Annotated in this window: 21 protein-coding genes; 7 read left to right on the top strand and 14 right to left on the bottom strand. The window is 71.4% G+C overall.

Annotated features, from left to right (window positions below; translation table 11 throughout):
• Nucleotides 1-116: 116 nt before the first annotated feature.
• Genes proC through Q5722_RS09355 form a run of 6 tightly spaced genes read right to left on the bottom strand, consistent with a single transcriptional unit; the run spans nucleotide 117 to nucleotide 5,084 of the window.
• Nucleotides 117-923: a pyrroline-5-carboxylate reductase gene (proC, locus tag Q5722_RS09380; RefSeq protein ID WP_305027950.1), complete on the bottom strand. Its 807-nt coding sequence runs from the start codon at nucleotides 921-923 to the stop codon at nucleotides 117-119.
• 18 nt (nucleotides 924-941) lie between these two features.
• Nucleotides 942-1,868 (bottom strand): proline dehydrogenase family protein, encoded by a 927-nt coding sequence (locus Q5722_RS09375; RefSeq protein WP_305027949.1) that lies wholly within the window; start codon nucleotides 1,866-1,868, stop codon nucleotides 942-944.
• Between the two features lie 8 nt (nucleotides 1,869-1,876).
• Entirely contained in the window at nucleotides 1,877-2,629 is a 753-nt protein-coding gene (locus Q5722_RS09370; protein ID WP_305027948.1) for an ABC transporter permease, read from the bottom strand.
• Complete coding sequence (locus Q5722_RS09365; protein ID WP_305027947.1) at nucleotides 2,626-3,339, bottom strand: ABC transporter ATP-binding protein; 714 nt, start codon at nucleotides 3,337-3,339, stop codon at nucleotides 2,626-2,628. The genes Q5722_RS09370 and Q5722_RS09365 overlap by 4 nt, the downstream gene beginning before the upstream one ends.
• Before the next feature lie 10 nt (nucleotides 3,340-3,349).
• Nucleotides 3,350-4,144 carry a sugar phosphate isomerase/epimerase family protein gene (locus Q5722_RS09360; protein WP_305027946.1) on the bottom strand — a complete coding sequence of 265 codons (795 nt, stop codon included), beginning with the start codon at nucleotides 4,142-4,144 and terminating at the stop codon, nucleotides 3,350-3,352.
• A gap of 1 nt (nucleotide 4,145) precedes the next feature.
• On the bottom strand, nucleotides 4,146-5,084 hold the full coding sequence (locus Q5722_RS09355) for a Ppx/GppA family phosphatase (RefSeq protein ID WP_305027945.1): 939 nt from the start codon (nucleotides 5,082-5,084) through the stop codon (nucleotides 4,146-4,148).
• A 37-nt stretch (nucleotides 5,085-5,121) separates the two neighbouring features.
• Here Q5722_RS09355 and Q5722_RS09350 point away from each other — a divergent pair, with 37 nt between their 5' ends.
• From Q5722_RS09350 to Q5722_RS09340, 3 genes are all read left to right on the top strand, one after another.
• A complete protein-coding gene (locus Q5722_RS09350; RefSeq protein ID WP_305027943.1) occupies nucleotides 5,122-5,883 on the top strand; it encodes a DUF3109 family protein in 762 nt (253 codons plus the stop codon).
• 69 nt (nucleotides 5,884-5,952) lie between these two features.
• Entirely contained in the window at nucleotides 5,953-6,591 is a 639-nt protein-coding gene (locus Q5722_RS09345; RefSeq protein WP_305027942.1) for a VOC family protein, read from the top strand.
• Between the two features lie 2 nt (nucleotides 6,592-6,593).
• Nucleotides 6,594-7,301 carry a class I SAM-dependent methyltransferase gene (locus Q5722_RS09340; RefSeq protein WP_305027941.1) on the top strand — a complete coding sequence of 236 codons (708 nt, stop codon included), beginning with the start codon at nucleotides 6,594-6,596 and terminating at the stop codon, nucleotides 7,299-7,301.
• Here Q5722_RS09340 and Q5722_RS09335 read toward each other — a convergent pair.
• The gene (locus Q5722_RS09335; protein WP_305027940.1) at nucleotides 7,295-8,467 is read right to left on the bottom strand and encodes an NAD(P)/FAD-dependent oxidoreductase; all 1,173 of its coding nucleotides are present in this window, start codon (nucleotides 8,465-8,467) and stop codon (nucleotides 7,295-7,297) included. The genes Q5722_RS09340 and Q5722_RS09335 overlap by 7 nt on opposite strands.
• A gap of 82 nt (nucleotides 8,468-8,549) precedes the next feature.
• Between Q5722_RS09335 and radA the strand changes: the two genes are divergently transcribed.
• Both radA and disA read left to right on the top strand, forming a co-directional pair.
• The gene (gene radA / locus Q5722_RS09330; RefSeq protein WP_305027939.1) at nucleotides 8,550-9,989 is read left to right on the top strand and encodes a DNA repair protein RadA; all 1,440 of its coding nucleotides are present in this window, start codon (nucleotides 8,550-8,552) and stop codon (nucleotides 9,987-9,989) included.
• Nucleotides 9,990-10,035: 46 nt separating this feature from the next.
• The gene (gene disA, locus Q5722_RS09325) at nucleotides 10,036-11,130 is read left to right on the top strand and encodes a DNA integrity scanning diadenylate cyclase DisA (RefSeq protein ID WP_305027938.1); all 1,095 of its coding nucleotides are present in this window, start codon (nucleotides 10,036-10,038) and stop codon (nucleotides 11,128-11,130) included.
• A 72-nt stretch (nucleotides 11,131-11,202) separates the two neighbouring features.
• On the opposite strand, the gene Q5722_RS09320 is transcribed toward disA, so the two are convergent.
• Nucleotides 11,203-12,390 (bottom strand): glycosyltransferase family 2 protein, encoded by a 1,188-nt coding sequence (locus Q5722_RS09320; protein ID WP_305027937.1) that lies wholly within the window; start codon nucleotides 12,388-12,390, stop codon nucleotides 11,203-11,205.
• A 144-nt stretch (nucleotides 12,391-12,534) separates the two neighbouring features.
• Between Q5722_RS09320 and Q5722_RS09315 the strand changes: the two genes are divergently transcribed.
• Complete coding sequence (locus tag Q5722_RS09315) at nucleotides 12,535-13,845, top strand: UDP-glucose dehydrogenase family protein (protein WP_305027936.1); 1,311 nt, start codon at nucleotides 12,535-12,537, stop codon at nucleotides 13,843-13,845.
• Nucleotides 13,846-13,914: 69 nt separating this feature from the next.
• Here the strand turns inward: Q5722_RS09315 and Q5722_RS09310 are convergent, their stop codons facing one another.
• Nucleotides 13,915-14,673 (bottom strand): hypothetical protein, encoded by a 759-nt coding sequence (locus Q5722_RS09310; RefSeq protein WP_305027935.1) that lies wholly within the window; start codon nucleotides 14,671-14,673, stop codon nucleotides 13,915-13,917.
• A gap of 109 nt (nucleotides 14,674-14,782) precedes the next feature.
• Here Q5722_RS09310 and Q5722_RS09305 point away from each other — a divergent pair, with 109 nt between their 5' ends.
• The gene (locus Q5722_RS09305) at nucleotides 14,783-15,649 is read left to right on the top strand and encodes an HhH-GPD family protein (RefSeq protein ID WP_305027934.1); all 867 of its coding nucleotides are present in this window, start codon (nucleotides 14,783-14,785) and stop codon (nucleotides 15,647-15,649) included.
• A gap of 130 nt (nucleotides 15,650-15,779) precedes the next feature.
• Here Q5722_RS09305 and Q5722_RS09300 read toward each other — a convergent pair whose 3' ends face one another.
• The 5 genes from Q5722_RS09300 to Q5722_RS09280 form a co-directional block, all read right to left on the bottom strand.
• Complete coding sequence (locus tag Q5722_RS09300) at nucleotides 15,780-18,329, bottom strand: ATP-dependent Clp protease ATP-binding subunit (protein ID WP_305027933.1); 2,550 nt, start codon at nucleotides 18,327-18,329, stop codon at nucleotides 15,780-15,782.
• A 173-nt stretch (nucleotides 18,330-18,502) separates the two neighbouring features.
• Nucleotides 18,503-18,826, bottom strand: coding sequence for a histone-like nucleoid-structuring protein Lsr2 (locus Q5722_RS09295; protein ID WP_305027932.1), 324 nt, complete (start codon nucleotides 18,824-18,826; stop codon nucleotides 18,503-18,505).
• Between the two features lie 123 nt (nucleotides 18,827-18,949).
• On the bottom strand, nucleotides 18,950-19,738 hold the full coding sequence (locus Q5722_RS09290; RefSeq protein ID WP_305027931.1) for a type III pantothenate kinase: 789 nt from the start codon (nucleotides 19,736-19,738) through the stop codon (nucleotides 18,950-18,952).
• Nucleotide 19,739: 1 nt separating this feature from the next.
• The gene (gene nadC / locus Q5722_RS09285; protein WP_305027930.1) at nucleotides 19,740-20,657 is read right to left on the bottom strand and encodes a carboxylating nicotinate-nucleotide diphosphorylase; all 918 of its coding nucleotides are present in this window, start codon (nucleotides 20,655-20,657) and stop codon (nucleotides 19,740-19,742) included.
• Nucleotides 20,658-20,673: 16 nt separating this feature from the next.
• Complete coding sequence (locus Q5722_RS09280; protein ID WP_305027929.1) at nucleotides 20,674-22,365, bottom strand: L-aspartate oxidase; 1,692 nt, start codon at nucleotides 22,363-22,365, stop codon at nucleotides 20,674-20,676.
• Between the last annotated feature and the right edge of the window lie 4 nt (nucleotides 22,366-22,369).

Raw genomic sequence — 22,369 nt, 5'->3', positions numbered from 1 at the left:
CGTGCCCAGAACACTAGGGGCTCCTGTGACGCGGGGGAAGAGTGTGACGAAAAAATATCCGTGGTTATCGGCGTGGCGCGTTGATTTGCGCCTGCCTGCCTATCGCGACCGGCCCCTCAGGAGCCGGCGGCGAGCTCCTGGGCGCGGTCGCGGCAAGCCTCCATCGCGGACAGGAAGGCTGCCTTGACCTTGTGGTCCTCGAGGTAGCGCAGAGCCGCGGCGGTCGTGCCGCCGGGCGAGGTCACCTGCTCGCGGAGGATCGTCGGGTGCGTGCCGAGGTCGCGCAGCATGGTCGCCGAGCCGTAGAGGGTCTGGACGGCGAGCTCGGTGGCGAGCGGGCGGGGCAGGCCGAGCATCACGCCGGCGTCGATCATCGCCTCGACGACGTAGAAGATGTACGCCGGGCCCGAGCCGCTCACCGCCGTGGCCGCGTTCTGCAGCTTCTCCGCGATCCGGACCACCTTGCCGGTGGCGCCCAGCAGCGCCTCGGCCTCGACCAGGTGCGCCTCGTCGCAGCGCGAGCCCGCGGAGAGCGCATGCATGCCCTGGTCGAGCAGAGCCGGCGTGTTGGGCATGACCCGCACGACGGCCACGCCACCGGGGACGTGGGTCTCGATGAAGGAGGTGGTGATGCCGGCGGCGAGCGAGACGAGCAGCTGGCCCGCGCGCATCGCCGGCGCGATCTCCTGGAGCACCGCTGCGAGGTCCTGGGGCTTGGTGCCGAGGACGACGGTGTCCGCCTGCGCGGCCGCCTCGCGGTTGGCCAGCACGGTGACGCCGTACTTCTCCGCGAGCTCGGCGCCGCGCTCGGGGCGACGTACGCCGACGATGAAGTCGCTGGCCGGACGGCCCGCACGGATCAGCCCGGCGAGGATCGTCTCGCCCATGACGCCGACGCCGATGAATGCGGTCTTGCCTGCCATGCCGGGCACCTGCTTCGTCTAGGAGCTGGAGAGGAGGGAACGCACAAAGAATGACAGGTTCGCCGGACGCTCCGCCAAGCGCCGGGTGAGGTAGCCCCACCACTCCTGCCCATAGGGCAGGTAGACGCGGACCGTCTCACCCGCGGCCGCGAGGCGCCGCTGCTCGCCCGGACGGATGCCGTAGAGCATCTGGAACTCGTGGTCGCCCGTGACGCGGCCCTGCTCCCGCGCGAGGTGCCGGGCGATCGCCACCAGCCGCGGGTCGTGCGTGGCGACCATCGGGTGCCCCTCCCCCGCCATCAGGGTGCGCAGGCACGAGACGTAGGCGAGGTCGACCTCGTGCCGGTCACGCAGCGCGACGTCGGCCGGCTCGTCGTACGCACCCTTGCAGAGGCGGATCCTCGAGCCGGGACCGGCGAGCATCCGGCAGTCAGCGGGTGTCCTGCGGAGATAGGCCTGCAGGACGCCTCCGGTCTCGGGGAACTCGGCGCGCAGCGTGCGGAGAACCCGCAGCGTCGCCGACGTGACCGTGTGGTCCTCCATGTCGAGGGTGACGGTCGTGCCCGCGGTCCGGGCGGCCTCGCAGATCGCCCGCGCGTGGGCCGTGGCGATCTCCTCGCCTCCCGGCAGCCGCAGACCGAGCGCGGTCAGCTTCACCGAGACCTCCGCGCTGCGGGCCAGGCCGCGCCGCGCCAGCTCGCCCAGAAGGCTGGCGTACTCCGCCTCGACCCGGTGGGCGTGCCGCCGCTCGATGGTGTCCTCCCCGAGGAAGTCGAGGGTGACCCGGAGGCCTTCGGCGACCAGGCCCGCGGCCACCTGCACGGCATCCGCCCTGGCCTCCCCGGGCACGAAGCGGCGCACCACCGCACGGGTCGCCGGCAGCTCGAGCGCGAGCTCCCGGGCTCGGTCGCTGCGGGCCAGGGCCAGCAGGGCACGGTTGGGCATCGCGGCACCTAGTCCGTACGCCGCCGCAGCGTCGCCGCACCCAGGCCCAGCCCGACCGCCACGTAGGCGCCGACGACCACCAGGTCGCCCCACACCGGGCCCGAGTCCACGCTGTCCCGGACCTGGGTCATCGCGTCGACGGCGTACGAGAGCGGGAGGACGTCGCTGATGCGGCCCAGCACCGTCGGCAGGTGGTCGCGCGCGACGAAGAGACCGCAGAGCAGGATCTGCGGCACGACGAGCGCGGGCATGAACTGGACCGCCTGGAACTCCGTGCGGGCGAAGGCGCTCACGAAGAGACCGAACGCCGTGCCCAGGAGTGCGTCCGCGACGGCCACGACGGTGAGCAGCCAGACCGGCCCGCGGATGTCGAGCCCGAGCAGCCCCACGCTGAGGCCCACCGCGAGCACCGACTGCACCGCCGCGACCAGGCCGAAGGCGAGCGCGTAGCCGACCAGGAAGTCGGCCTTGCCCATCGGCATCGCCAGCAGCCGCTCGAGGGTGCCGCTCCCGCGCTCGCGCAGGGTGGTCACGCTGGTCACCAGGAACATGACGATGAACGGGAAGATCGCGAGGAGGGCAGGTGCGAGGCGGTCGAACATCTCCGGCTGCCCCGGCAGCGCGGGGACGTCCTGGAACATCCACCACAGCAGCGCCATCAACAGACACGGCAGCACGAGCATGATCGCGAGCGTGCGGTGGTCGCGGCGGAGCTGGGTGAGCACGCGGCCGCACACGGCGAGGGCGATGCGCGGGTTCATGCCGCTCCTCCCCGGACCAGCGCGAGGAACGCGCTCTCGATGTCGCCGACTCCGGCGTCCGCCTTGATCGAGGACGGTGTGCCGTCGGCGATGAGCAGCCCCTCCCGCATCAGCAGCAGTCGTTCACAGCGCTCGGCCTCGTCCATCACGTGGCTGGAGACGAGCACCGCTGCGCCCCGGGTGGCGATGGCGTGGAACGTGCCCCACAGCTCCGCGCGCAGGACCGGATCGAGGCCGACCGTCGGCTCGTCGAGGACGAGCAGGTCGGGGTCACCGAGCAGCGCGACCGCGAGGCTGGCACGGCTCCGCTGGCCGCCGCTGAGCGCGCTGACGACGGCGTCCGCCTTCGGCGCGAGGCCGGTCGTCTCGAGAACCTCGTCGATGCGCGTCGCCCCGACGGAGAGCACACGGGCGAAGAACCGGAGGTTCTCCCGCACCGACAGGTCGTCGTACACGCTGACGGCCTGCGTCTGGTAGCCGATCCGGTGCCGCAGCGAGCGCGACCCGGCCGGTTCGCCGAGGACCGTCACCTCGCCGCGGACGCCCGCCTGGACGCCCACGAGTGCGCGCATCAGCGTCGACTTGCCGCAGCCCGAGGGGCCGAGCAGTCCGGTGACCTCGCCGGAGCGCAGGGTGAAGCCGAGCCCGCGCAGGACCTGGTGCCCACCCCGCACGACCGTCAGACCGGAGACCCGCACCGCGTCGACCATGCTGGCGACGCTACTCCCACCCGAGGTGTTCGCGGGCGAAGGCGAGCGACTCGGCCAGGTCCGCGTCGCGCTGCTTCGCGGTGCCCGAGCGCCGGGTGTTGATCTCGAGGACGACATGGCCGGCGAAGCCGGTCGCGGCGAGGTGGCGCAGCAGCTCCTTCGCGGGCTGGGTGCCACGCCCCGGGACCAGGTGCTCGTCCTTGGGCGACCCGAGGCCGTCGGTCAGGTGCAGGTGCCGCAGCCGCGGGCCGAGGCGACGTGCCATCTCGAGCGAGTCGACCTGGGCGGTGGAGGCGTGCGAGAGGTCGATCGTGGCGTTGGCGTAGGACTCCTCCGACGGGTCCCAGCCAGGCTGGTAGATCTCCATGCCGCGGCGGGCGGAGGCCCGCCACGGATACATGTTCTCGACCGCGAAGGCGATGCCGGTCGTCCGCTCGAGGGCGGCGATCCCCTCGACGAACGTGCGCGCGTAGTCCCGCTGCCAGCGGAAGGGCGGGTGGACGACGACCACGTCGGCGCCGAGCTCGTGCGCGAGGTCGGCGGAGCGCTCGAGCTTCCCCCACGGCTCGGTGCCCCAGACCCGCTGCGTCACGAGCAGGCAGGGGGCGTGGACCGCACAGACCGGCACCTCGTGGCGCTCGGAGAGGGCCCGCAGCGCGACGGCGTCGCGCGAGATCGCGTCGATCCCGACCATCACCTCGACCGCGTCGTAGCCGAGCCGCCGCGCGTAGGCGAAGGCGTGACTGGTCGACTCGGGGTAGACCGAGGCGGTGCTCAGCCCGACGACTCCCCGGAAACCGCCCATGTCAGTGGTGGACGAAGTCCAGGTGGTCGAAGCGCTCGAGGATGACGCCCTCCCGCAGGGCCCAGGGGCAGATCTCGAGCTGGGGCAGGTCGAAGATGTCCATGACGGCCTCGGCGACGAGCGCGCCCGGCAGGATCTGGTGTGTGCGGCTCTCGGAGACACCGGGCAGCAGCGCGAGCTCCTCGTGCCCCATGCCGACCAGCTTCGGGATCCACCCGGCCAGCTCGGCGGCAGGGAGCACCCGAGGCACCATGATGCCGTCGCCGGAGGGCGCCGCGCCGCAGATGCGGGCCAGCGAGCGGAAGGTCTTCGAGGTGGCAGCAGCCCGGTCCGGGGCACCGTGGCGGAGCAGCCGGCCGGCGTCCTTGGCGATCTGGGCCCGGATCATCCGGCGCAGCTCGCGCAGCCCCGCCTCGTCGGGGGCGCCGTCGCTGAAGTGGTTGCGGGCCAGGCGCGCGGCACCGAGGGGCATCGACCAGGCGACGTCGGGCGCCTCGTCCTTGCCCGCCGCGATCTCGAGCGAGCCGCCACCGATGTCGAAGACGGCCAGGCGGCCGGCCGACCAGCCGAACCAGCGGCGTACGGCGAGGAAGGTCAGGCGCGCCTCGTCCTCACCCGGGAGGACCTCGAGCTGCACGCCGGTCTGGGCCTGGACGCGCGCCAGCACCTCGTCGGAGTTGGTGGCGTCACGGACCGCGGACGTCGCGAAGGCGAGCATCTCCTCGCAGCCCTTGTCGTGGGCGACCTCCAGGGCCGCGGCGCAGAAAGACTTCAGCGCCAGGATGCCCTTCTCGCTCACCGCACCGCTCTCGTCGAGGTGCTCGGCGAGGCGGAGCGGCTCCTTGTAGGAGAACGCCGGCAGCGGCGCCGCACCACCGTGGGCGTCGACCACGAGCAGGTGGCCGGTGTTGGATCCGATGTCGAGGACGCCAAGCCGCATGCGTCCACGCTACCGGCACTGCGACTACTGTGTGCCGGTGCCTGAGGTCCCGCTTGATTTCCCCCGCGCGTACGTCGAGTTCGTCAACCCCCACGACGACACCGAGATCTTCCGCTGCGACCTGACCTGGCTGACGTCGAGCTGGACCTGCATCTTCGGCTCCGGATGCGCGGGCATCTACAAGCACTCCCCCGACATCGGGTGCTGCACGCTCGGGGCCCACTTCAGCGACAAGGACGACGAGAACCGTGTCGCCGGCTTCGTCGACCAGCTCACCCCGGAGTCGTGGCAGTTCCACCCGGGTCGCGCCGTGAAGCGCAAGGACTGGGTCGAGAAGGACGACGACGGCGAGCGCAAGACGCGGGCCCACGTGGTCGACGGCCAGTCCGCGTGCGTGTTCTCCAACCGCCCCGGGTTCGCCGGCGGTGCCGGCTGCGCCCTCCACTCCCTCGCGATCGCGCAGGGCATCTCCTACATCGAGACCAAGCCGGACGTGTGCTGGCAGCTGCCGATCCGGCGTACCTTCCGCGAGGTGGAGCGGATCGACGGCACGTCGTACACCGAGGTAGGCATCGGCGAGTACGACCGCCGGGGCTGGGGCCCGGGCGGCCACGACCTCGACTGGTACTGCTCGGGCAACACCGAGGCGCACGTCGCCATGGAGCCGGTCTACGTGACCTCCGCACCCGAGCTGACCGCCCTCATGGGCGAGCAGGGGTACGCCGAGCTGAAGCGGCACTGCGAGGCGCACGTCCGCTCCCGGTCGGCCCTCGCGCTGCACCCCGCAGACCCACACTGACTCTCTCGACATCAAGAGACATCGACCCCGGTTTTCGTGTGGGCTGCGTCTCGGGTTAACAATGCCGCCATGCGCCTCGACCACGTTTCGTACGCCGCAGGACCCGACGGCCTCAAGGCCACGGCTGAGCGTCTCGGCAAGCTGCTCGGCACCGAGATCGCGGACGGCGGTGTGCACCCGCGCTTCGGCACGTGCAACTACATCCTGCCGCTGGCAGGCGACACCTACCTCGAGGTCGTGGGCGCCCTCGAGCACCCGGCCTCCGACAAGGCCGTCTTCGGCCAGGCCGTGAAGGCGCGCACGGCCCTCGGCGGCGGCTGGCTCGGCTGGGTCGTCGCGGTCAGCGACCTGCCGTCGGTCGAGACCCGCCTCGGCCGCGAGGCGAAGGACGGCTACCGCCACCGCCCTGACGGCCACGAGCTGATCTGGAAGCAGATCGGCATCAGCGAGCTGGCCAACGACCCGCAGCTGCCCTACTTCATCCAGTGGCTCTCCCCCGCCGAGGACCACCCGAGCGCGGGCGCCTCCGGCGACTACGCGCTCGCCGCGCTCGAGATCGCCGGCGACCCGCACCGGGTGTCGGAGTGGCTGGGCGAGCCGGAGGACCACCCGCTCGACGACGTCGAGGTCCGCTGGGTCGCGCCGCACGGCACGCCGGGCATCGTGGCGGTGGAGTTCAACACCCCGAACGGCTGCGTCCGCATCTGAGCGTGGAGCGCACGGCTCCGGGGGCGATCCCGTCCCCGAACATCTGGCACCACACGGCGACCTACGAGGTCGAGAACGACGCCGTCGACCCCGCCGGCGTGATCGAGCGCGCGATGGAGTCAGTCGCGCCGTGGGCCGGTCGGACGCTGCTCGACCTGGGCTGCGGCACGGGGTTCCACCTTCCCCGGTGGGCGGCCGCCGCGGAGCGCGTGATCGGCGTCGAGCCGCACGCCGACCTGCTGGCGATCGCAGCACGGCGTACCCGGGGGCTGCCGAACGTGTCGCTGCTGAGCGGCACCGCGCAGGCGATCCCGCTTCCCGATGCCTCGGTCGACGTCATGCACGCCCGGTGGGCCTACTTCTTCGGCCCGGGCTGTGAGGCGGGCCTGGCCGAGCTCGACCGGGTGATGCGGCGCGGCGGCACGGCGTTCGTCATCGACAACGACGCGACCCGGTCGACCTTCGGCCGGTGGTTCCGCCGGGGGTACCCGAAGGTCGACCCCGCCGAGGTCGAGCGGTTCTGGTCCGGCCGCGGCTGGACACGTACGCCGCTCGACATCAGCTGGTCGTTCGGCTCACGCGAGGACCTCGAGGCCGTGGTCCGGATCGAGTTCAGCGGGCAGGTGGCCGACGAGATCCTCCGCTCGTGGGGGCCCGAGCGCGGGCTCGAGGTCGACTACGCAGTCAACCTCTGGCACCGCGGCTACTGAAGGTCGGGCAGGTCGGCCGGGTCCACACGCTGGCCGACGAGCTCCCGGATCCGGTCGTTGACGTCCCAGACGTTGACGTTCATGCCCGCCGTGACCACGCCGTCCCGGAGCCACCACGCCACGAACTCACCCGCGTCGACGTCACCGCGGAGCACGACCTCGTCGTCGGGAGCACTGCGCCCGACGTACTCCATGGAGAAGTCGAACTGGTCGGTGAAGAAGTACGGCAGCCAGTCATAGGTGTCGTCGACGCCGAGCATCGTGCGGCCGGCGAGCCTGCCCTGGCGGATCGCGTTGTCCCAGTGCTCGACGCGGAGGTGCCGGCCGAGGACGGTGTTGCGTGCGTTCGCGACATCGCCGGCGGCGTGGACGTAGGGGTCGGAGGTCCGCAGGTGCTCGTCGGTCAGGATGCCGTCGTCGACGGCGAGGCCGGCGCTCTCGGCGAGGCCCGAGGTCGGCGTCGCACCCACGCCGAGGAGCACGAGATCCGCCTCGAACGTGTCGTCGGAGGTCACGACGCCGTGCTCGGTGACCGCCTCGATCGTGACGCCGGTGTGGATGACCACGCCGTTCCTCTGGTGGATGGCGGTGAGGTGGTCGGCGAGGACCGGGCCGAAGACCGCCCCGAGCGGCCGCTCGCCTGCCTCGAGGACGGTCACCTCCATGCCGGCCTGCCGGGCCGTCGCCGCGACCTCGAGGCCGATCCAGCCGGCGCCGATGACGACCAGCCGCCCGCCCTTCGCGAACGCCGCCCGCAGGCGTTCGCTGTCGTCGATGGTGCGCAGCGTGAGGGCATGGCCGATGCCGGGCAGCTGGAGGGTCCGCGGCGAGGCACCGGTCGCGATCAGGAGCCGGTCGTACCCCAGGCTCTCACCGCTGTCGAGCACGACCACCCGGCCACCGAGGTCCAGGTCGGTGGCCGCGGTGCCGACACGGACCGTCACGTCGTTGTCGCGGTACCACCCGGCGTCGTGCGGGAACGCCGCCTCGCGCTCGTCGTTGCCGGCCAGGTAGCCCTTGGACAGGGGTGGCCGCTCGTAGGGGAGGTGCGGCTCACGGGCGACGACGGTCAGGCGACCGGCGTAGTCCATGTCGCGGAGGGACTCCACGGCGTGGGCGGCGGCCAGGCCACCTCCGACGATGACGATGCTGCGCGGTTCGTCCATGCGCTCCATCCTGCTCCGGTGGAGCGAGCGGGCCAAGGGTGTCGTCGCCCTTGTGTCGGACCGTTCGAATAGGGTTTCGAACATGTCGAAGTCGCCGAAGGCCCCGCGCCCCGCCTACACCTGCGCCGAGTGTGGCTGGACCACGGCGAAGTGGGTCGGTCGCTGTGGCGAGTGCCAGGCGTGGGGCTCGGTCTCGGAGTCGGCCGCGGCGCCCTCCGGCGCGCGCACGGCCGCCGGGCCCGTGACCGCGCCCGCCGTGCCGATCGGCCAGGTCCCCGTCGAGCAGACGACCGCCCGGGCGAGCGGCGTCCCCGAGCTCGACCGGGTGCTCGGTGGTGGCCTCGTGCCCGGCGCCGCGATCCTGCTCGCTGGCGAGCCCGGCGTCGGCAAGTCGACCCTGCTGCTGGAGGTCGCCGCCCAGACTGCCCGCTCGGGTCGCCGCACGCTCTACGTCTCCGGCGAGGAGTCGGCGGCGCAGGTGCGCATGCGCGCCGACCGCACCGGCGCGGTGGTCGACGAGCTCTACCTCGCCGCCGAGACCGACCTCGCCGCCGTGCTCGGCCACATCGAGGCGGTCAAGCCCGAGCTGCTGGTCGTCGACTCGGTCCAGACCGTCAACGTGGCCGACCTCGACGGCGTCCCCGGCGGTGTCTCCCAGGTCAAGGAGGTCGCCGCCGCCCTGGTCCGCGTGGCGAAGACGCGCAACATCACCACGGTGGTCGTGGGCCACGTGACCAAGGACGGCACGATCGCCGGCCCTCGCGTGCTCGAGCACGTCGTCGACGTCGTCCTCCACTTCGAGGGCGACCGCAACAGCCGGTTCCGCATGCTCCGCGCCATGAAGAACCGCTTCGGACCCGTCGACGAGGTGGGCTGCTTCGACCTCGGCTCCGACGGCATCACCGCCGTCTCCGACCCGACCGGCCTCTTCGTGGAGAACCACTCCCAGCAGGTGCCGGGCACCTGCGTCGCCGTCACCATGGAGGGCCGACGGCCGCTCCTCGCCGAGGTCCAGTCCCTGGTGACGGTGGCGCCGGGCGACAAGCCACGACGCACGACGTCGGGCCTGGACTCCTCCCGTGTCGCGATGGTGCTCGCCGTCCTCGCCCAGCACGGTGGCCTCCGGCTGCACAACCACGACGTCTTCTGCTCGACCGTCGGCGGCGCCAAGCTGACCGACCCCTCGACCGACCTGGCGATCGCCATCAGCATCGCGTCGGCCCACTACTCCCGGCCCGCGCCGACCGCCACCATCGCGATCGGAGAGCTCGGTCTGGCCGGCGAGCTCCGCAAGGTCCGCGACCTCCCGCAGCGGCTGGCGGAGGCCGCCCGTCTCGGCTTCAAGTACGCACTCGTGCCGGTCGACCGCAGCAACGGCAACCCGACTCCCGGACGGGTCCGGATGGTCGACGGCATGAAGGTGATGGACGTGCCCGACATCGCCGCGGTGATGCGCCTCCTCGACCTGCAGGGCCGCGCCGTCCACGCAGCCGCCCAGCCGACAAATGACGAGGTCGGCTGACCGCGCTTGCCCTAGGATTCGGGCAGTTGTCGACACACCAGACGGGATGGCAGCAGTGGCCGCGATCGAGCGTTCCGAAGAGACCGAACGCCTGAGGGCGACACTCGCGTCGATCGCCCCGGGCACTCCCCTGCGCGATGCGCTCGAGCGCATCCTCCGCGGTCGCACGGGCGCCCTCGTCGTCCTCGGTTACGACAAGACGGTGGAGAACATCGCGACCGGCGGCTTCCAGCTCGACGTCCCCTTCACCGCGACCGGCCTGCGCGAGCTCGCGAAGATGGACGGCGCGATCATCGTCGACGCGGAGTTGACCCGGATCCACAAGGCCGCGGTCCACCTCATGCCCGACCACACGATCCCGTCCGAGGAGACCGGCACCCGCCACCGCACGGCCGACCGCGTCGCCCGGCAGACCGGCTTCCCGGTCATCTCGGTGTCACAGTCGATGCAGATCATCGCGGCGTACGTCGGTGAGACCCGCCACGTCCTCGAGGACTCCGGCCGCATCCTGACCCGGGCCAACCAGGCCCTGGCCACGCTCGAGCGCTACAAGATGCGCCTCGACGAGGTCTCCTCGACCCTGTCCGCCCTCGAGATCGAGGACCTCGTCACCGTCCGTGACGTGGCCGTCGTCGCTCAGCGCCTGGAGATGGTCACCCGCATCGCCCGCGAGATCGAGGACTACGTCCTCGAGCTCGGCACCGACGGCCGCCTGCTCACCCTGCAGCTGGAGGAGCTGATCACCGGCGTCGATGCCGAGCGCGAGCTCGTCATCCGTGACTACCTGCCGGGTGGCCGCAAGGCGAAGACCCCGGAGGAGCTGCTGCTCCGGCTCGAGCACCTCGACGCCAGCGAGCTCGTCGACCCCGCCGCGGTCGCCAAGGCCCTCGGCCTCGGCTCCGCCGAGCACCTCGACGGCGCCGTGACGCCACGTGGCTTCCGGCTCCTGGCCAAGGTGCCGCGCCTGCCCGCGGCCGTCGTGGACCGGCTCATCGACCACTTCGGCACGCTGCAGAAGCTGCTCGGTGCCGGCATCGACGACCTCCAGGCCGTCGAGGGCGTCGGTGAGCTCCGCGCCCGCAGCGTGCGCGAGGGACTCTCCCGGCTCGCCGAGTCGAGCATCCTCGAGCGCTACGTCTGACCGAGCCCCACCTGAGCGCCGCTTTCGCGATGCCCGAGCGTCGCCCGGCGAGCCTGCCGGACCGGGGCTCGGTCAGCGACCGGAGTGGGTGCCGGCCTGGGGGCCACGCACCGGCTGCACCGCATATGCGTCTGCCGGCATCGCCGGGTCGTCGCGGAACGGGAGCACGACCTCCTCGCGCCCGTCGACGACGGCGCGCGGGGCGGGGCCGCCCAGGCTGTCGATGTGCGCGATGAGAGTGGCCAGGTCGTCCCAGCGGCCCTGGTCGACGAGCACACCCATCACGCGCTGGGACGGCGGCACCGTCGTGTGCTCGAACCGCACGGTCCCGTCGTTCCAGATGCGCTGCTGCATGTCACGGAGCACCTCGCGGTACTCGTCGCCGGCGACCACCGCGGCACGGAAGTGCTCCCACATGTCGATGGGGAGGATCTCGCGGAGCAGGACGTCCATGATCGGCGCCGAGCCGTGCTCGCGGACCATGTCGAGGGTGAGCAGCTTGGTGCCGCGGCGCTCGCGCATGTTGCTGATCTCGACGCGGCGCTGCGTGGCCGAGGTGAGGTCCTCCCGGAAGCGCCACTCGTAGACGATCTCGGTGATCACGTCGAAGCTCCTCGCGGCGAGGAACGCCTGCGTGAGCGCCGGCTGGTCCTGGTAGCGCGTGCGCTCGGGGAAGTGGATCGCCGCCCGCTCCCAGAACTCGCGCGTGAAGATCTTGTTCCACACGAAGACGTCGGCCAGCATCAGCGGAGCGTCCTCGATCGTGATGGCCAGGCGCTCGACCTCGTGGTTCCGCTTCATCAGCGGGGTCACGTAGCGACGCTCGCTGCTGACCCGCTCGGCGGAGCCGACGACGAAGTCGGACCCCGTGCGCAGCAGCGTGCGGAGCATGGTGCTCCAGGCGTCCGGCGGGAGGTCGTCGTCCGAGTCGACGAACGTGATGAACGGCGCGGTGCACAGCGGCATCGCCACGTTGCGCGCGATGCTCACGCCGCTCTTCTCGGGCAGCTTCACGAGCCGGATCCGGTCGTGGTCGGCGGCGTACTTCTCCGCGATCTCGGTGGAGCCGTCGGTCGAGGCGTCATCGACGACGATGACCTCGATCTCCCGCAGGGGCTGGCGCAGGATGCTGTCCAGGCTGCTGGCGAGGTACTCCGCCACGTTGTGGACGGGCACGACCACGCTGAGGTAGGGATCCGGGAGGGGACCCGCCAGCGGATCCGGCTGCTCCGCGCGACGTCGCGACCAGAAACGCGGCATGTGACTCAGGCCTCCCAGCAGGGGTTCGTTGATGGAGCGGAGGCTACCCGAGGGGCAGCCTGGCGTGACGGTTCCGTGAACGCTGCACGACCCGCGCCGCTCTCGGTGCGGGAGGACCGCTGCCCGTCCCCTAGTCTGACAGCCATGAAGATCACCGTCATCGGGTGTGGCTACCTCGGCGCCACGCACGCTGCCTGTCTCGCAGAGCTCGGCTTCGACGTCCTCGGCGTCGAGATCGACGAGCGCAAGCTCGACGCTCTCGCGAAGGGCGATCTCCCGTTCTACGAGCCGGGCCTCGACACCCTCCTCGTCAAGCAGGTCGAGAGCGGCAAGCTCCGCTTCACCTCGTCGATGAAGGAGGCTGCCGAGTTCGGCGACGCCCACTTCCTCTGCGTCGGCACCCCGCAGCGCAAGGACGGCAACGGCGCCGACCTGACCTACGTGGACGGCGCGATCGAGTCGCTCGCCGAGCACCTGACGCGTCCGACCCTGGTCATCGGCAAGTCCACCGTGCCGGTCGGCACCGCGGAGCGCCTCCTCGGCATCCTTCAGGACAAGGCCCCGGCGGGCACCGACGTCGACCTGGCCTGGAACCCGGAGTTCCTCCGCGAGGGGTTCGCCGTCGAGGACACCCTCACGCCGGACCGCCTGGTCCTCGGCGTGCGCAACGCCGAGGCCGAGGCCACGCTCCGCGAGATCTACGCGACGCCGATCGCGGGCGGCACGCCGGTCATCGTGACCGACTTCCCGACCGCCGAGCTCGTGAAGGTCGCGGCCAACTCCTTCCTGGCCACCAAGATCTCCTTCATCAACGCGATGGCCGAGCTCTGCGAGGCGACCGGAGCCGACGTGGTCACGCTCGCCGACGCGATCGGCCACGACGCGCGGATCGGCCGCCGGTTCCTCAACGCCGGTGTCGGCTTCGGCGGCGGCTGCCTGCCCAAGGACATCCGGGCGTTCATGGACCGTGCGGACGAGCTCGGCGTGAAGGACGCGCTGCGCTTCCTCCGCGAGATCGACCGGATCAACCTCCGCCGCCGCAAGCGCGTCGTGAAGCTCGCCAAGGCCGAGCTCGGCGACCTCGAGGGCAAGCGGATCGCGGTCCTCGGTGCCGCGTTCAAGCCGGACTCCGACGACATCCGTGACAGCCCGGCGCTCGACGTCGCGGTCGCCCTGCACGCCAAGGGCGCGGACGTCGTCGTGCACGACCCGAAGGCGACCGGTCCGGCCAGCGCGAAGCACCCGCAGCTCAGCTACACCGAGTCGGTCGAAGAGGCCGCCCGCGGTGCGCAGCTCGTGCTCCACCTGACGGAGTGGAAGGAGTACCGGGCCCTGTCCGCCGCGGAGCTGGGCGACCTCGTCGCCGAGCGCACGATCATCGACGGCCGCAACTGCCTGGACCAGGCGGCGTACCGCGACGCGGGCTGGACGATCCGCTCGCTCGGTCGCCCCTGATCCGCAGCCGGACGCAGAAGCGCCCCACCTCGCTCCCGGTGGGGCGCTTCTGCGTGCTGGTGCAGGCCGTCAGGGCTGACGGCCTGCCTTGGTCGACGTCGACGAGGTGGCCGTGCTCGTCGCCGTCGCCGTGACCTTGGGCTTCGCCGTCTTCGTGACCACGACGGTCGGCGGGCGGGTCAGCTCGAACGCCGTGTCGGTCGGCTCGCCGCCGAGGGTCGCCGCGATCGCGTGGTAGGTCCCCGGCAGCGCCCAGGCCGTGCTGCGCGAGCACGTCGCGTCGGACCGGTGACCGTTCCAGGTGAACGTCGCGGCCGCGGGCTTCGCGGCGCGGACGACCAGGTCCTGCGTCGGGAGGACCGAACACTGCTGGCTCGACCAGATGCTGTCGGAGCCGGACTCGATCTTCACCACGACCGACTCTGGCGAGAAGGTGAAGGTGCACGCCTCCTCCGACGTGCCGACGGCGAGGATCATGGCGACGTGACCGTCGTTGGCGCGCTTGCCGCCGACGGGGGTGACCGTCACCTTGTCCGGGTCACACGGCCCGGTGGGCTCCGCGAGCGGGAGTCCCTTGGTGCCGGCGGTCGTCTCGGTGGTCGCCGTCGTGGCGCTCGAGCTGGCGGTCGGATCCGTCGTCTGCGAGGTCTGCGAGCCGACCAGCTGCGCGCTGTCGCGCGGGCCGCTGGCCTGGTCCGTGCCGTCGCTGCCGCCCGTGAGGAGGCGCCCGACGACGAGGACCAGGAGCAGGGCGACACCCAGCACGATGCCGCGACGAACCCAGTAGACGCGGGCGGGAAGCGGACCCCGTGGTGCCATGCTGCTCATGCGGAAACGGTAACCAGTGGGACGAATGGTTTTGATGAGGCACGCGGACCGCCGGGAAAGTGGGGCTGCGACACGCCGCACACCGCACGCGTCGTAGGCTCGCGGCGCCATGAACGACCTCCCCGAGCGCGTCCTCTCCTGGTACGCCGAGCACCAGCGCGACCTGCCGTGGCGGCGCCCCGGCACGACACCGTGGTCGGTGATGGTCTCGGAGTTCATGCTCCAGCAGACGCCCGTCGCCCGGGTGCTCCCCGTGCACGAGGCCTGGCTCGACCGCTGGCCGACTCCCTCCGCACTCGCCGACGAGACCTCGGGCGAGGCGGTCCGCGCCTGGGGTCGGCTGGGCTACCCCCGACGGGCCCTCCGGCTCCACGCGGCCGCCACGGTGATCCGTGACGAGCACGGCGGCGAGGTTCCCGACACCTACGAGCAGCTGCTCGCGCTCCCCGGAGTCGGGGACTACACGGCGGCGGCGATCGCGTCGTTCGCCTTCGGCCGACGCCATGTCGTGCTCGACACGAACGTGCGCCGCGTCCTCGCGCGCACCCTCACAGCAGCGGAGTTCGCGGCGCCCGCCGTCACCAGGGCGGAGCGGGACCTCGCCGGTTCGGTCCTCCCCGGCTCCGACGAGGACGCTGCTGCCTGGGCTGCGGCGTCGATGGAGCTCGGTGCCGTCATCTGCACGGCCGCCCGGCCCGCCTGCGAGCGGTGCCCGGTGGTCGACCTCTGCGCATGGCACGCGGCCGGCCGCCCGGCGTACGACGGGCCGGCGCGGAAGGTGCAGGACTACGCCGGCACGGACCGTCAGTGCCGGGGGCGCCTGCTCGCCGTCGTACGCGACGCGGACTCGCCGGTCCCCCGAGGCCGCCTGGAGGCCGAGTGGCACCTCCCCGAGCAGCGTGACCGCGCCCTCGCCTCACTCCTCGCCGACGGCCTGCTCGCCGAGGTGGAACCGGGCTGGTTCGCCCTCCCCTGACGCCGACACGGGGCCCGTGCCGCGCCGACACGAGGCTTGTGCCGGGCACAAGGCCCGTCTCGGCGCGGCACAGGACGGCGAACGGCCCCGCTCCCTACCGGGGAGCGGGGCCGTCGACAGACCGCGCAGGTCAGCTCGCGTCGGTGTCCGGGTGCTCGGCGGTGTCGCCGTCGCCACCACCCTCGACGATCGTCTCCAGCGGCGGGATGTCCGGGACGGCCGAGACCTTCTGGCCGACGAACGTGAACGTCGCGGTCGGACCCTCACCCTCGACGTCGACCAGGACGATCTGGCCGGCACCGATCTCACCGAAGAGCAGCTTCTCCGCGAGGACGTCCTCGATCTCGCGCTGGACCGTACGACGCAGCGGGCGCGCGCCCAGGACCGGGTCGAAGCCACGCTTGGCGAGCAGCTCCTTCGCGGCCGGCGTGAGCTCGATGCCCATGTCGCGGTCCTTCAGGCGCTTCTCGACCGACGCGATCATGTTGTCGACCATCGCGATGATCTGCTCCTGCGTCAGCGGCGGGAACACGATGACCTCGTCGACGCGGTTGAGGAACTCGGGGCGGAAGTGCTGCTTGAGCTCCTCCGAGACCTTGCTCTTCATCCGCTCGTACGTCGACGCGGTGTCGCTGCCCTGCTGGAAGCCCAGGCTGACGCCCTTGCTGATGTCCCGCGAACCGAGGTTCGTGGTCATGATGATCACGGTGTTCTTGAAGTCGACCACGCGGCCCTGCGAGTCGGTGAGGCGACCTTCCTCGAGGATCTGCAGCAGCGAGTTGAAGATGTCCGGGTGGGCCTTCTCCACCTCGTCGAAGAGGACGACGGAGAACGGCTTGCGGCGCACCTTCTCGGTGAGCTGGCCACCCTCTTCGTAGCCGACGTAGCCCGGAGGCGAGCCGAACAGGCGCGAGACCGTGTGCTTCTCGGAGAACTCCGACATGTCGAGCTGGATCAGCGCGTCCTCGTCTCCGAAGAGGAACTCGGCCAGTGTCTTCGACAGCCACGTCTTACCGACACCGGACGGGCCGGCGAAGATGAACGAGCCACCGGGGCGCTTGGGGTCCTTCAGGCCGGCACGCGTACGACGGATGGCGCGGGAGAGCGCCTTGACGGCCTCTTCCTGACCGATGACGCGCTTGTGCAGCTCGTCCTCCATCTTGAGCAGTCGCGTCGACTCCTCCTCCGACAGCTTGACGATCGGGATGCCGGTCGCGACCGCGAGAACCTCGGCGATGAGCTCCTCGTCGACCTCGGCGACGACGTCCATGTCACCGGCGCGCCACTGCTTCTCGCGCTCGGCCTTCTTGCCGATGAGCTGCTTCTCCTCGTCGCGGAGCGCAGCGGCGGCCTCGAAGTCCTGGCCGTCGATCGCGGCCTCCTTGCGCTGGCGGACGTCGGCGATCTTCTCGTCGAACTCCCGCAGGTCGGGCGGGGCCGTCATGCGACGGATCCGCAGGCGCGAGCCTGCCTCGTCGATGAGGTCGATCGCCTTGTCCGGCAGGAACCGGTCGGAGATGTAGCGGTCGGCGAGGGTCGCCGCGGAGACGAGCGCCTCGTCGGTGATCGTCACGCGGTGGTGCGCCTCATAGCGGTCACGCAGGCCCTTGAGCATCTCGATCGTCTCGGCGATCGACGGCTCCGGCACCTGGATCGGCTGGAAGCGGCGCTCGAGCGCGGCGTCCTTCTCGAGGTGCTTGCGGTACTCGTCGAGGGTCGTCGCACCGATCGTCTGCAGCTCGCCACGGGCCAGCATCGGCTTGAGGATCGACGCAGCGTCGATCGCGCCCTCGGCAGCACCCGCGCCGACGAGCGTGTGGATCTCGTCGATGAACAGGATGATGTCGCCGCGGGTCTTGATCTCCTTGAGCACCTTCTTCAGGCGCTCCTCGAAGTCACCGCGGTAGCGGGAACCCGCCACGAGCGCACCGAGGTCGAGCGTGTAGATGTGCTTGTCCTTGAGCGTCTCCGGCACGTTGCCCTTGACGATGTCCTGGGCCAGGCCCTCGACCACCGACGTCTTGCCGACGCCCGGCTCGCCGATGAGGACGGGGTTGTTCTTGGTACGACGCGACAGCACCTGCATCACGCGCTCGATCTGGACCTCGCGGCCGATGATCGGGTCGAGCTTGCCCTCGCGGGCAGCCTGCGTGAGGTTGCGGCCGAACTGGTCGAGCACCATGGACGAGGTGGGCGCGTCACCGGACTGGGTCGGGGCACCCGAGGAGGCGGCCTCCTTGCCCTGGAAGCCGGAGAGCAGCTGGATGACCTGCTGGCGGACCCGGTTGAGGTCGGCTCCGAGCTTCTGCAGGACCTGGGCGGCGACGCCCTCGCCCTCGCGGATCAGGCCGAGCAGGATGTGCTCGGTGCCGATGTAGGAGTGGCCCAGCTGGAGCGCCTCGCGCAGCGACAGCTCGAGGACCTTCTTGGCGCGGGGCGTGAAGGGGATGTGACCGGACGGAGCCTGCTGTCCCTGGCCGATGATCTCCTCGACCTGCGCACGGACCGCCTCGAGCGAGATGTCGAGCGACTCCAGCGCCTTGGCGGCGACGCCCTCACCCTCGTGGATCAGACCGAGCAGGATGTGCTCCGTGCCGATGTAGTTGTGCGACAGCATGCGGGCCTCTTCCTGGGCCAGCACCACCACGCGGCGGGCACGGTCGGTAAACCGCTCGAACATCGCTCACACTCCCTTGATTCTGGCCTGCCGCCGGTCCCCCGCTGGGTGCAAGGAGAGGAAGCAGACGCCCGGACCAACGTCCGACTCCACCCTACGTGTTCCCGGTGCGACGGGAACGGCGTACGCCGACAGCGAACACGTGGCACGAGCCCCGTCTCGGCGCGGGAGAGGGGTCAGTGGGCGGCGTCGTAGGCCTGCTGCACGTCGGCGGGAACGCGGCCGCGGTCACCGAGGTCGGGCCATCCGTTGCTGCGGGCCCACTCGCGGATCTCGCGGGTGCCACCGGAGGCGCCGCTCTTCTTCGCGGCCGCCCGGCGCCCGCTGCCGACCTTGCGGGCGTGGCCCACGTAGGGCGCGAGCGCCTCGCGCAGGCGGGCGGCGTTGGCGGAGGCGAGGTCGATCTCGTAGGACGTGCCGTCGAGCGAGAAGCTCACGGTCTCGTCGGCGTCACCGCCGTCGATGTCGTCGATGAGGACGATGGAAACCTTCTGAGCCATGACACATTCCTTCGTGATTGCGAATTCACTATTCGTCGGCACGTTAGCAATGTGCAATTGGTTCCGAAAGGGACGCCGGAATCAGATGTCGGGAATGCGCCCGATATGCAACCGGAATTGAATTCAGGAATTGCGTGCGAACACGAGCGCCAGGCCCTCGAGCGTGAGGAACGGACGGCGGTCGGTGAAGCACGCGACCTCGTCCTGCACGAGCGGCGCGAGGTGGCCGGTGGCGATGACGTTGAGCCCACCGGACTCCGCCCCGAGCTCGCGCGCCATGCGCGCCACCATGCCCTCGACCTGGGCCGCGAAGCCGAAGAGCATGCCCGACTGCAGGGCCTCGACGGTGTTCTTGGCGATCACCGAGCGCGGCCGCAGCAGCTCGACCTTGCGCAGCTGCGCGCCCCGCCGCCCCAGCGCCTCGAGGGAGATCTCGATGCCGGGCGCGATGGCGCCGCCGACGTACTGGCCCGCAGAGGTCACGACGTCGTAGGTGGTGGCCGTGCCGAAGTCGACCACGATCGTGGGCCCGTCGTAGTGGTGCGCGGCGGCGAGGGCGTTGAGGATGCGGTCGGCGCCGACCTCGCGCGGGTTGTCCATCAGCACGGGTACGCCGGTGCGGACGCCCGGCTCGACGACGACGGCCTTCGCGCCGCTGAAGTGCGAGGCGAGCATCTCGCGCCACTCGTGGAGCACCGAGGGCACCGTCGAGCAGACCGCGACGCCGGACACCTCGGCCACGGCGGTGCCGAGCAGGCCACGGACCAGGACGGCCCACTCGTCCGAGGTGCGACGGTCGTCGGTGGAGACCCGCCAGTGCGCGACGACGCCGCCCTCACGCATCAGGGCGAGGTCGGTCGTCGAGTTGCCGATGTCAGCGGCGAGGAGGGCTCCACCAGACGAGGCGGTCATGTCAGCCCCGCAGGTCCATCGCGATGTCCATGACCTTGGCCGAGTGCGTGAGCGCACCGACGGCGATGAAGTCGACCCCCGTCGCCGCCACCGCCGCGGCCGACTCCAGCGTCAGGCCACCCGAGGCCTCGAGCCGCGCGCGGCCGGCGGTCAGCTCGACGGCAGCCACGGTCTCCTCGATGCTGAAGTTGTCGAGCAGGATCTCGGTGACACCGTGGTCGAGCAGCTCCTGCAGCTGCGACATCCGGTCCACCTCGACCTGGATCCTCTTGTCCGGGTAGCGCGAGCGGATCAGCTCGTAGGCCTCGATCACGCCGCCGGCGGCGATGACGTGGTTGTCCTTCACCAGGGCCTGGTCGGTCAGGTCGCGCCGGTGGTTGACGCCGCCGCCGCACCGGACCGCGTACTTGTCGTACGAGCGGTAGCCCGGGATGGTCTTGCGGGTGTCGCGCACGCGCGCGGAGGTGCCCGCGAGCGCCTCGACCCATGCTGCCGTCGCGGTCGCCACGCCGGAGAGGTGGCAGGTGAAGTTGAGGGCGGTGCGCTCGGCGGTCAGCAGCAGAGCGGTGGGTGCCTCGACGGTCAGCAGCACATCGCCCTTCGTGACGTGGGTGCCGTCGGCGACCGGGCGCTCGACCCGGATCCCGTTGCCCATCACGTAGCGGAAGACCAGCTCGGCCAGCGCGAGGCCGGCCACGACGCCGTCCTGCCGCGCGACGAAGTCGGCGACGTCGGTGTCGGCGGCCGGGATCGTCGCCCAGCTCGTGACGTCGTCGCCCGGGAGGTCCTCGGCGATCCCGGCGACGACGTCCGCGTACACCTGCGCAGGGTCGAGGCCCGCCGCCACCAGCTCGCCCGTCAACGACGACGGGAGCTCGGAGAACGGGAGGGCGACGATGGAGGTCACGTAGGCGGTCATCAGGCGTGCTCCGGGATCAGTGGGTGGCGGGCTGGTTGACGGGTACGACGACGTCGTCGGTGGCCGGGGAGGGCTGGAACGTCGTGACCAGCTCGCCTCCCACCAGGACCGTGTCGAAGTGGCCGGCCATGCGGGCGTCGTCGCGGTCGGGGAAGTCCTCGCGCCAGTGCGTGCCGCGGGTCTCCTCGCGCAGCCGGGCCGCCTGCGTGAGGGCGGTGGAGATGGCGAGCAGGTTGGTCGCCTCCCACTGGTCCGACCCGACGGCCGTCGCGCCACGCGTGAGCATGTCGGCGAGCGCCCGGGCAGCCGCGGCGAGGCCGGTGGCCGACCGGATGACGCCGACCTTCGCGGTCATCGTCAGCTGGAGGTCGTGACGCACGCTGTCGTGGACCAGGCCCGGGTTGCGGATCTCGGCGCCGGGCGACGACCACGGCCGCAGCTCGCCCGGCAGCACCGCGGCGATCCGGCGTGAGAAGACCAGGCCCTCGAGCAGCGAGTTGGAGGCGAGCCGGTTCGCCCCGTGCACGCCCGAGCAGGCGACCTCTCCGGTGGCGTAGAGGCCGGGGACGTTGGAGCGGCCCTCGAGGTCGGTGAGCACGCCGCCCGAGGCGTAGTGCTGCGCCGGGGCGACCGGGATCAGCTCGGTGACCGGGTCGACCCCGTGGCTGCGGGCGGTGGCCAGGATCGTCGGGAAGCGCTTCTCCCAGAAGGCGGCACCCAGGTGCCGGGCGTCGAGCCACATGTGCGGCTTGCCGGACTCCTCCATGCGCCGCGTGATCGCCTTGGCGACGACGTCACGGGGGGCGAGGTCGGCGAGCTCGTGGACGCCCTGCATGAAGCGGTTGCCGTCCCAGTCGACGAGGAAGGCGCCCTCGCCACGCACCGCCTCCGAGATCAGCGGCTGCTGGCCGCGGGCATCAGGGCCGAGGTACATGACCGTGGGGTGGAACTGGACGTACTCGAGGTCGCGCAGCACCGCACCCGCACGCAGCGCCAGCGCCATGCCGTCTCCCGTGGAGACCGCCGGGTTGGTGCTCTGGTTGAAGACCTGGCCCAGGCCGCCACTCGCCAGCACCACTGCGCGGCAGTGGACCGCGCCGACTCCGTCGCGCTGGCCCTCGCCCAGGACGTGCAGCGTCACGCCGGCGACGCCGCCGTCCGCGTCGAGCAGCAGGTCGACGGCGAGCGCGTGCTGGATCACCTCGATGCTCGGGTCGCGCTCGATCGCGGCGATCAGCGCGCGCTGGATCTCCGCACCCGTCGCGTCGCCACCCGCGTGGGCGATCCGGTCGCGGTGGTGGCCGCCCTCCCGGGTCAGGGAGAGGACGCCGTCATGGTGGTCGAAGTTGGTGCCGAGCGCGATCAGCTCGCGCACCGCGTCAGGGCCCTCGGTGACGAGCACCTGCACGGCCGCCCGGTCACACGCGCCGGCGCCCGCGATGAGGGTGTCGACCTCGTGCTGCTCCGGGGTGTCCCCCTCCCCCAGCGCCGCCGCGATGCCGCCCTGGGCCCACTGGGTGGACCCCGCGTTGAGCACCGTCTTCGTCACCACGAGGACGTGCAGGTCCGGCGCCTCGGCGCGGATCCGGAGGGCCGCCGTCAGACCGGCGATGCCGGAGCCGATGACCACCACGTCGGCGCGCGTCGTCCAGCCGGGCTGGGGCGCGCTCAGGCGGCCGGGGATCCCGGCGTACTGGAGGGACTGCATTGGG

Source organism: Nocardioides jiangxiensis (assembly GCF_030580915.1).
Classification (GTDB): domain Bacteria; phylum Actinomycetota; class Actinomycetes; order Propionibacteriales; family Nocardioidaceae; genus Nocardioides; species Nocardioides jiangxiensis.
Note: the sequence above shows the minus strand (reverse complement) of the source record. Positions and strands in the feature narration are given on the sequence as shown.